Here is a 10,268-nt window from a genome sequence, read left to right as displayed (position 1 = left end):
GTTTTGCCATGCATTTAATATCTTGTGCCGTAAATCAAGCGAATATGCTGACATATTTTGTTTAACTTTAGTGATGCTTTAGATTACTAGACTTGTGGCGTGTTTGATCGGAATTTGCTGTATGAAAGATGAAACCAAAGTTGAAGGCTTACTACATGATGAAAATGGCATTAGAAATTAAAACTTTCAAGAGCATCCTCTATGGAATAAGATTGCGTCTATTTTGTAGTGGTTTCAGCATTTCTTCAATTCATTGACGATTGAGAGTAGCAATTTCCTTAACTCTAGAAGTTGAATCCATTTTTGTTGCTGCCCATGCTAACTTTAAAAGCGGTTCTCATATTCGATTGAGATACCTGTGTTGCCATTTGTGCCGTAGTTACCGCGCAATAAAATATTTGGATCGACACGATAACGAACGGAGAAATTAGTTGGTTGCGTGGAGTCATTAATAATCCTTTGTAGAGCCACTGAGAAGCTATTACTCACATCGATCGCAGCCTCGGCTGATAGACCTAAAGTGCCTGTGCCACTACCTTGCGTCTTCGTAGTCACAGGACTGAGGTTAAATTCCGCAAGATTAAGTGCATCGCCAATCGCATCTTGGAGGAAGGTTAGAACTGTGCTTCCTGCAAAACTTGCCAGCGCCGAAGAAGGGTCAGATCCACCTTGTTGTTGAAGAATGCCACCACCAATCAGCGCAACGATTTCTGCTTGACTGCGCGGTGGGCTGCTGGAAAGACGAATATCTGGGACAAGTGCTGTCCCCGTTACACTAGCTTGGACTCGTAAAGTCTTCTGCGCCCCCAAATTGCTAACAGGCACTTCATTGGGGCGAAACAGATCATCGGGGCGATTGGAACTGATCGGTACACGGGTAATCTCAGCCACGGCTCCAGTAACGCGGACATTGAGAGACGGATTGAGTCCTTGGGAAGGTTTAAATTCTGCAAAGTTTTCGTAGGCGCGATCAAGACGGAATCTTGTCGAAATTGCATTAAACTGTCCACGAGATATATTAATACGACCTTCTGGCTGTGGATTTGATAGAGTTCCGTTTACAATTAATGTTCCTTCACTTAAGAAGTTGAATAGTGGGAAGCGCGTTACCTGCATATTTTGCAATTTAACGGCAAGGCGATCAAAAGCAACATCTACTGAGTTTGTAGTATCATTCGCCAATTGGGTGTTATTTGCCGCTTCATCACCGATCACAAATCGACCATCGCCCAGCGCCACTTCGCCTGTGAGCACTGGTGCTAATAGAGAACCCCGCACGATCACACGAGTATTAAAATTATCAGAACTAATATCCCGAATATTCAGCTTTAGCTTATCCGCATTGATCGCAAGGGCTTGTTGATATTCTGGACTATCAACTGCTAAAAGATTCCCATTACTAATTGGCAGAATACCAGTGAGAGCAAGTTTCCCTTCGCTAAAGTTGCTAGTGATATTACTAATTAGGCGATCGCGAGTAAAGTCAACCGTGCCTTGAACCTGCGTAAAATCTCCTGGTAAGCCTGCAACCTTGACCTTGGCATTATCAATCACCATCTTGCCAGCGATTTTAGGGTCTCTAAATGTTCCATTTGCTCTGATGTTAATACTGCCCTTGCCATCCACCCAGCGCACAGGTTGATTAAAAATGTTGATGAAATTAATCCCTTCATCTTTAACATCGAGCTTAACGTCAAAGATACCAAAAACACCAAAATTACCGGAAGCTACTACTGAATCTTTGCCTGCGGTTTTCATATTGGCATTAAAATTGATATTTAACTTGTCATAGTTAAACTTTATGGCAATGAAATCTAGCGCTTGACGATTAACAGAACCATCAGTCAAACTCAAATTCCCAACCACTTTAGTGTCAAGAATTGTAGTCCCAGTAATCGATAGATCGCCATTGACTTTACCCGTCAAATCAAAGGGAATTGCACTAAAAAATGGTAGTGGCCGTAAAGACTCAATTGGGAAATCCTTGAGTTCAATTTTGCCGCTTTGTTCGCGAATACCCAGCAATGGGTTGGAGGATGGAATAAGTCTAATACTGGCGTTTGTAACCCGTCCATAGCTTTTGTTAGACTGAAAATTCGCCTTCGCGAGCGCAAATACGCCATTAAAATACTTTCCTTCTAGTTGGATGTCATCAACAGCAAATTTCCCATATTCAAATTTTTTGCCAACTAGATCAAAACCTAAGCGAATACCACTAGTTTTATTCAGTCCAAAGGTGATTTTTCCTTTGATGTCACCACGAAAATCTGTGAGTGGTGGCAGATTGAAATTGCGAGCCGAGGTAACTGTTTCTTGCTGTTCTTGTCGCAGTTCAATTTGGGTAAGATATTGTAATTGTTTATATAAAGGTTCTCCTAGTAATTTAATTGCTTCTAATGGTTTTAATTCAGCCGCTCTGTTTTTAGTAAAGGTAATTCCTTGGGTAACATCGACGATATTTGCCCATTGGAGCGTGGCAAATAGATCCTGCATTCGACCTTGGGCAATTTCGACAGCACCTGCGATTGGGTCATCAATGTAAGGATTGTAAGTCAGTCGGAACTTGTACTCATTGCTAATTTCTCCCTGACGGACGATTAAACTCCCATCCTTGACATCAAAAACTCCGTTGGCGTAGGACACTTTGGCGATCGCACGTTCCGCAACTACCCTTCCGAAGCGAGGACGCTCAACGGTAACATCACCAATCGCAGTGGGATTATTTGTAAAATCAACGATGAGATTACTAGACAGCTTGCCACTCATATCATTTTGCCCAGCCAGAGAAGCAGCTAAGGCAAGTGGAATATTTTTGACTGCAACTTGTAAACGACGAGGGTTATTCTCAAAACGTCTACCTGTCGCTGTAGATTCTCCCAAATTTACCGTAAAATCGATGGGACGAAACGCATTATCTAGTCGGGCAGCAATGCGATCGCGCTTTCCGCGCAAATCAACATTTAAGCCTTGATTGCCATCAAAATTGAGCTTCCCTTCCAATCGTGTATCAAAGGCTAACTTATCAACTCTTAGTCCCGCTAGGAGTAGATCGCCTGTTGCTTGAATAACGCTGCCAATTCCATTTAAAGCTCCGTTAAAAGTGAGCTTATCAAGTTCTATTTGATTAACCTTTAAGCTGGCTACGCGTAGATTACCGACTAGTCTTGGAGCCGCCAAATCGCCATTAATTGAGCCATCAAAATCTAGTGAACCGCGTGACGGAGGCACAATCCCTTGCTTGGCAAAGCTAGAACCTAAAGAAGCGAGATCGACATTATCCAGTTGTAAGGCTCCTGCGATTTTAAGTTTGTCGATCGCCCCTGAGAGGTTGCCCCGAAAATTAAAAATCCCTGAGGCTTGAGCAGGGATTGTACTAGAGAGAGTTGCCAAGCGATTGATATTAACATTGCGCGAAATCAGATCGAGGTTAATTCCTGCAATGCCTGTGGGAAATTCATTGCGTGAATTATTAGGGAATGATAGATCTACTTTGCCATTGGCGGTTAAATAATTACCAACTTGTAGTGAAGGAATCAGCAGATTCTTTCCATCCCATATCAAATTCGCGGCAATCGCATCTGGGATTTCTGTTAGCCCCTGTGGCAAGTTCACAGTGCCATCACCAGTAATATCTGCTAACGAAAAACCACCGCGATCGCTCCGTAGGTTGATGAATCCGTCGAGAATGCCTTTTTGATTGAAGAGAAAGGCAGATAAAGGGATCCCATTACTATTTAGCTGGGATTTCCACGCACCGCTAGTGATGTTGTAACTACCTGCTATCCCAATCTCACCAATGGGAAACCGCACCCGCGTATTCCGAATCGTCGCTAATCCATCCGCCAGAAAAACTTCTCCCCTCGCAGGATAGGTAGCATTAGGAGCATCAATTTGAGCCAGAATTTGGGGATTTGCTAAAGCACCAGTAATTTGTAAAGAACTAGTAATTTGACCAATGGTGATCGGTAATTTTGCCCCATAGAGTTTTGTGAAATCTTCGGCAACGCCAACGAGGCTTGAAGTAAAGAGGACTTCCGCAGGTTGATCCTTTTGGGGTAAGCGAATTTGCCCTTCGCCTGTGAGGGTTGCACCTGTGGAGGCGGCTTGAACTTTTTTGATTTGGAGTGTATTTAAATCCTTGAGTTCAATGGTGGCTAAAAAGCGATCGATAGTTACCCGATCAAAGCTCACGGATTTGGGCGTAGTAATGTTTAGTGTCAGAGCGGGTTTTTGAGTTGTTCCCGTAAGTTTACCAGCGAGCTTCACCTCTCCTGCGATCGCTACAGGTGTTTTGATATTAAAGCTTTCCAGTCCTTTAGCTAGATCTAGTACAGTGCTAGCAAAGTTTAAATTAAAACCTTTTTGCTGATTAAATGTCCCATCGACAGTGGTTACTAACAACCCATAGTTTGCAGAAAATTCCTTTAAAGTTGCATCAGTACCATCAAAGCTAAGTTGCCCTGAAATCTCAGTGATTGGTTTGATTAATTGTGGCAATTTCACCGCACCATCAGTAAGTTTGGCGGTTATAGCAATTTTATTTGCCCCCAACAAAGAGTCACTCGCAATGGTATCAGTAGGAGTTACTTTGTCTGCACTTACCGTAATATTTGCCTCAGCATCAAGTTTACCCTGTTGAACTTCCAACGGCGAATTAAGCGCAAAGCCTTGGACTGAGGCGATTTGCAAGTCTTGAGACTGGACATTAATTTTACCCTGTCCCCTTGTCAAATCCCAATCGATCGCAAAGGACATATTCCCTTTGTTACCATCTTTATCAGCATTGGCAACCTCGATCGCCTTCTTCAGTTGCTCAGGATTTGGTGGTGCGGCGATCGCCGCAAGATTAGGCAAAGTTATATGCCCTTTGCCATTCATCTTTAAACTTTGATTGTTCAGATCAACAATCTTCCAATTGCTCTCAATCTGCACTTGACTGAGAGAAACCAATTCTCCCTTAGCGATCGTCTGAATTGTCAACTGAGCATCATTAAAAGTTATCGTCCGCAAGTCCACAAACCCATCTTTAGTTTGCTTTTCTGGCGGCGTAATTTTTGGTAATTGCAGTAAACCTGTAACGTCCTGCTTGAGAAATAATTGGGGTTGCTCGGCGATCGCATCCAAACCAATTTTGCGACTGATCAAATAGCTCCAAAGATCAACCTTAACTTCGATCGCCTCAACCGCTAAAAAATTTGCCTCTTTGTCGGTTGGTGGCACAATTGACTTACCAAACCTAATGCTAGAAAAACCAACTCGTTCAACTTTGCCTAGTTGTAAAGGACGCTTGAGCGATTTGGCAAGCTCGGTCTGTAATAGTGGTGACAATTGCTCATTTAAAAAATAGCGTCCATACCAAAAAGCACCTAAGCTAGTTGCTGTAAATGCGATCGCAAGTCCAACACCTACGCGCCCTAGTTTTTGGGCGAATGTAGAGTTAGTCGGTCTCTGCGGCGGTAGTTGAGCCTGTCCCACAATTTTTCACTCCGTTGATGCCCTCACGACACCATTTTACATATGTTCGCCTTAGATCGGGTTTCATTTTTTGAAAGCCTTACTAAGCAAAGCTTTTAAAAAATATCAGGTTTTCTTTATCAAGTAAAGTACAAGCATTTACAGATATTGTAAAAGGTTGGCTTTGCAAACCTTTTACAATATCTGGCTTCTAGCCAAAGCGATAGCCTTTGCCATACACAGTATTGATCAAAGAAATTTGGCGATCGCGATCAATTTTGCGCCGTAGTAATTTGATCTGCGCTGCTAGGGCATTGCTCGTTGGGGCATCTTCTCCTTCTTTCCAAAGATGTTGCGAGATTAGTTCATGGCTTAGTAATTGGTTTGGGTGAAACATAAAATACTCTAAGAGCTGATATTCTCTCTCGGTTAAAGCGATCGCAACTTGATCTCGATATACGACTTGATTATCGCGATCAAGTTCCAAGTCTCCATAACTTAATTTTGCAGGCTCACTAGTTAATGCGATCGGCGAAGGGGCACGGCGCAGTAACGCCCTCACTCTGGCGAGTAACTCCCTCAATTCAAAAGGTTTTACTAAATAATCGTCAGCGCCACTATCTAAACCTGCGACGCGATCGTCAAGAGTATCTTTGGCGGTGAGGATGAGAACGGGTGTACTATCTCCTTTCTGACGCAATGAGCTGCAAATTTCTACCCCCGACTTCTCAGGCATCATCCAATCCAAAATCAGCAAGTCATAATCACCTGTCTGCGCTAATTCCCAGCCGCGATCGCCACTATTAGCGCTATCAACAAAATAGCCCTGATTTGTCAAAATCCGTTGAAGTGGTTCAGCTAGCTCTTCTTCGTCATCTACCAATAAGATTCGCATAAGTTTCCCATCAGGCTTAACTTCTTCCATTCTCAAATTAATTAATACCAAAACACAAAATGGCTACGCCATTTTGTGTTTTTTAAACACAGAACCAATATATCCATCGCCCGCTTAGCAAGCGGTAAATATATTGGTTTTTGTATTTAATTAGGACTTACGCAAAAGAACAAGATGTAGGGGCAATTCATGAATTGCCCCTACAGTAAAATGAGGCTTTCAGGGCATTTTTGCGTAAGTCCTATTAATTTTGCGTAGCTACTTATTGCCACAAGCGTGGCACATTAAGCGATTATGTTTTCCTCTCAATCTTAAGAGCATAGCTTGCAAGGATACTTTTAAACTTGAGGCTTGAGCATTATCGATCGCCCAAACTTGTAATGTTGTGGCTTGCTTGTTTTTCAGTAAGGATAATACTTGCAATCGCTCTTTGTCTGAGCTTGTTTACTGCCGCCCTAGCATCTTTTTCAGCTCTTCTTAACTTTCACTTATTTCTAATCTGCATACTCCTGCCATTTTTTTGCCCTCTTTCTTCTTTTTATCTTATATAGCTGTCGCCCCTTTGTGTTTTGGTATTAACAGTCTAGATTTGTTGCCACAGCAATATTCTCTGCAACGCCAATGCATAAAAATATCTCTTATACCCGCAAGCTTTGAGGATTAATTCCAGATTTAATTGCAGTCAAAACCCCGATCGCTTCCCAATAATTTTCAACTTGAATACCTTTTAAGCCCAACATTTCAGGCGTAACATTCAATGCTGTTTGATTTTCTCTAACAAAAATAGTCTGCACATGGGGAAGTGGATTAAGTGCTAGTAAACCTGCGCCGCCACAGGCACTATAGGGAGTGACGATCGCATCAATCCGATCAGCTTTCAAATCACCTGCATTAAATAAATCTGGCGATGTAATGATTTTTGGAGCGCGGCTCAAGCCAACCAATACACAAGGCAAAAACGTATAACCTAATTCTTCGGCAGCAGCGCGAGGCGAAACGCTCGGATCTAGTGGCAATGGTTGCAAAGCAGGAGCATGGGCGCAGGGAATGGCAAACTCGCGCACAATCGCATGACTAATTACGGCTTCGGCTCCCGCGAGAGCATCGACTCCTTTACCTTGGCGATAGTTTTGTAACGCCTCGCTATCTGAGTCATCAGGAAATCTTGCCACCACTGCGATCGCTTCGACTTTGGAGACTTTAATTAATTTTTCGGCGGCTCTGAGTAAACTATCGAGATTGGCGATTGTTCCCCATGTCGCGCCAGAGTCTCCCGATCGCAGTTCTACACCAAGAGGCTGATCGGTAACGAGAATATCCGTAATATTTAAACCTAATGTGGCTTGAGCAGCTGCGATCGCTTGACGGTGACGCAATTCTAAATCTGGCTCCATACTGCGATCGAGAATTATGCCAATTCGATTAGCTCGGACAGGACGCAAACCCCAATGCCCCCTTGCCATGCGATCGATCGCATAACCTTCCACATATAAAACATTCGGCATTGACCAATATAAACTCGCGCCGTTTAAGACATTGGGATGCGTAATCACGTTATCTGCTATTGATGCGATCGCTCTCGCCACTGGCAAAGCATCCCCCGCATAGCCACCAATAGCAGCATTAATCCCAGTTGGAACAAGCAGTAAAACATTAAATGTCATGAACCTAAGTAAGCCTCTAAAACTTTAGGATCAGACTGAATTTCGGTAGGTGAGCCATCGGCGAGGTTGTGACCTTCGGCTAAGACCCAGACGCGATCGCACAGAGACATAATCACATCCATATTGTGTTCGATGATCAAAAAGCTCATTCCCTCTTGGTTCCACTTGTGGATATAGCAGCAAATCTCCTCAATCAAAGCAGGATTTACCCCCGCCGCAGGTTCATCTAGCAAAATCAATTTAGGGTCAGTCATCAAAGCGCGAGCAATTTCTAATAACTTGCGCTGTCCACCCGATAGACAACCCGCAAAATCATCTTCCATTCTAATTAAGCCAACAGACTCAAGAATATGTCTGGCTTTTTCGCGATTCTCTCGCTCTTGAACGGCAATTTTTTGTCCTTGAAACCAAGTGTTCCAAAACTTTTCGCCCACCTGATCTTGAGCGGCTAGCAACATATTTTCTAGCACTGATAACCTCGACAACACACGCGGCACTTGAAAGGTGCGGATCATGCCAAGTTTAGCGATCGCATGGGGTGGTTTGCCTTGGATTGGCATTCCATTAAACTGCACCGTACCGCGATCGGGCTTAAGGAAATTGGAGAGCAATCCAAAAAATGTAGTTTTTCCTGCACCATTTGGACCAATTAGCCCTGTGATACTTCCCGCAGGTACTTCGATTTGAGCATTACTGACTGCATGAATACCGCCAAAGGATTTAGAAATATTTTCGGCTTTGAGAATTGGCGCTAGGGACATAGAAAATTAGAGCTTGGTTGAATTTTGTGATTAGAGATTAGCTTTTGGCTTTTGTCCCTTTTTTGTGGATAGTTTTTGCAGTTTTAAGATTTGTTTTGCGGTTAGCCCAGTTAACTGAGCTACCAAATCTGGAGACATATTAGATCGCAGCATGTTTAGAGCTATTTGATTAGCTGCTTCAACCTTGCCTTTGGCTAAACCCTCAGCTTTTCCTTTAGCTAAACCTTCAGCTTTTCCTTTAGTTAAGCCTTCGCGCAAAATTTCTTGATAAACTACAGACTCTTCCATGATTTCACTCCTAAGTAATCGTTGAATTACTTCATGATCTAATGCTAGCCCAGAAATAATTGCTGTGGCAGCAGTGACATTACTTTTAACTTTTCGATCTTCAATATTGTCGATTAATTTGGCAACTTCTCGTAAGGTTTCGCTGGGATTACCTGTTTTTGTTAAAACTGCTAGAGGTAAAAGTCCTTGATACTGTTGAAAAGTCTCTGTAGGTTGCTCCCACAGTCGAATCACATTAAATTCATGATTTAGCTTGTTGGTTGTAAAGTTGGTTTGATAGGCAAGTGCTGATTTTGTTGGTCTTAGGTAGATTACGGTTTGATGAATTTCCTTGGCTGCATATTTACCGTAAAGTCGCAAGTAATAGTTCGCCATCCGATAAGGCATTGTGTCATCGGTTTTGGTTTGAAACTCCAGATGCATAATAACTGCTGAGGATTCTAGAAGAATAACTGAATCGGCACGAATCGGATCGACTGAGAGTTCTGATGGTTCGAGTTTGGTTAGGGCGATCGGTTTCCCCAGCAGCCAAGTAGCAAAGTCAGTGGGAAAATTTTCGACTAAGAATTTGCAGGTATTATCGTACATCTATCGGGTTAGTGGCGTAACTCTACCTACTTTTGATTCTTGAATTGGGGGATCAAGAAGATCCAAACAAATCTCTTTATAATGTACACATTTCAGCACGCTTCAACAGTTTAATCTTCGCTTTAGCCCCATTCCCAACAAGTCGGATAGCTGATGAGGGAAGGTGTCCTGTGGGTGCATTCAGGTTATAAATGCGATCATTCTTAGATTGCCCTCGCCAACCAACGAGATCGTTAAAACTGTCCCAATCTCCATTTACCTTTTCCAAAATTTCAACCTGAACGCTGAATCCAAAATTACCACTCGAATAATGTGTCCATAGTTGATCAATTATTTTTAAATCCTCACAGGGAAAAGTATCAATTAATTCGCTTGGCAAATAATCAACTTGCTCGACAACACGCAACATCAATTCCTTTGTTTCTAGATCGGCATCTTGCCATTGTCCATTACTCAATAAATCATTAAGTTTGCTGTAGCTTATGTCTATTGATGAAATTAAAGAATCTGTACTGAAAATATTTGCAGGTAAAAACTGCGACATAGATTCATCTTGGAAAAACTGATTTTCTATCTCAGTAATGATTTCTTTTGGGATCTGCCTAAAGAGCCAATCTC

The 10,268-nt window shown here is 42.6% G+C and carries 6 protein-coding genes; all 6 read right to left on the bottom strand.

The genetic code is table 11. The annotated features are described in order from the left end of the window. Positions 1-324 precede the first annotated feature (324 nt). Complete coding sequence (locus PseudUWO311_RS20355; RefSeq protein WP_142657066.1) at positions 325-5,475, bottom strand: translocation/assembly module TamB domain-containing protein; 5,151 nt, start codon at positions 5,473-5,475, stop codon at positions 325-327. A gap of 190 nt (positions 5,476-5,665) precedes the next feature. Then, positions 5,666-6,349, bottom strand: coding sequence for a two-component system response regulator RppA (gene rppA / locus PseudUWO311_RS20350; RefSeq protein ID WP_142657071.1), 684 nt, complete (start codon positions 6,347-6,349; stop codon positions 5,666-5,668). Between the two features lie 638 nt (positions 6,350-6,987). Continuing rightward, the gene (locus PseudUWO311_RS20345) at positions 6,988-8,013 is read right to left on the bottom strand and encodes a DUF3326 domain-containing protein (protein ID WP_142657065.1); all 1,026 of its coding nucleotides are present in this window, start codon (positions 8,011-8,013) and stop codon (positions 6,988-6,990) included. Next, positions 8,010-8,774: an ABC transporter ATP-binding protein gene (locus PseudUWO311_RS20340; RefSeq protein WP_142657064.1), complete on the bottom strand. Its 765-nt coding sequence runs from the start codon at positions 8,772-8,774 to the stop codon at positions 8,010-8,012. Before PseudUWO311_RS20340 ends, PseudUWO311_RS20345 begins: the two co-directional genes overlap by 4 nt. A 30-nt stretch (positions 8,775-8,804) precedes the next feature. Continuing rightward, positions 8,805-9,650, bottom strand: a complete 846-nt coding sequence (locus tag PseudUWO311_RS20335; RefSeq protein ID WP_142657063.1) for an Rpn family recombination-promoting nuclease/putative transposase — start codon at positions 9,648-9,650, stop codon at positions 8,805-8,807. A gap of 76 nt (positions 9,651-9,726) precedes the next feature. Beyond that, entirely contained in the window at positions 9,727-10,194 is a 468-nt protein-coding gene (locus PseudUWO311_RS20330; protein ID WP_142657062.1) for a GUN4 domain-containing protein, read from the bottom strand. Between the last annotated feature and the right edge of the window lie 74 nt (positions 10,195-10,268).

It is taken from the genome of Pseudanabaena sp. UWO311 (assembly GCF_006937785.1).
In the GTDB taxonomy this organism is placed as follows: Bacteria; Cyanobacteriota; Cyanobacteriia; order Pseudanabaenales; family Pseudanabaenaceae; genus Pseudanabaena.
The sequence above is the reverse complement of the archived record's forward strand: the minus strand, read 5'-3'. Positions and strand labels throughout refer to the sequence as shown.

Excerpts from the sequence above, each read along its gene's own strand:
- PseudUWO311_RS20345 (WP_142657065.1), bottom strand. The coding sequence starts at position 8,013 with ATGACATTTAATGTTTTACTGCTTGTTCCAACTGGGATTAATGCTGCT.
- PseudUWO311_RS20335 (WP_142657063.1), bottom strand. The coding sequence starts at position 9,650 with ATGTACGATAATACCTGCAAATTCTTAGTCGAAAATTTTCCCACTGAC.
- rppA (WP_142657071.1), bottom strand. The coding sequence starts at position 6,349 with ATGCGAATCTTATTGGTAGATGACGAAGAAGAGCTAGCTGAACCACTT.
- PseudUWO311_RS20330 (WP_142657062.1), bottom strand. The coding sequence starts at position 10,194 with ATGTCGCAGTTTTTACCTGCAAATATTTTCAGTACAGATTCTTTAATT.
- PseudUWO311_RS20340 (WP_142657064.1), bottom strand. The coding sequence starts at position 8,774 with ATGTCCCTAGCGCCAATTCTCAAAGCCGAAAATATTTCTAAATCCTTT.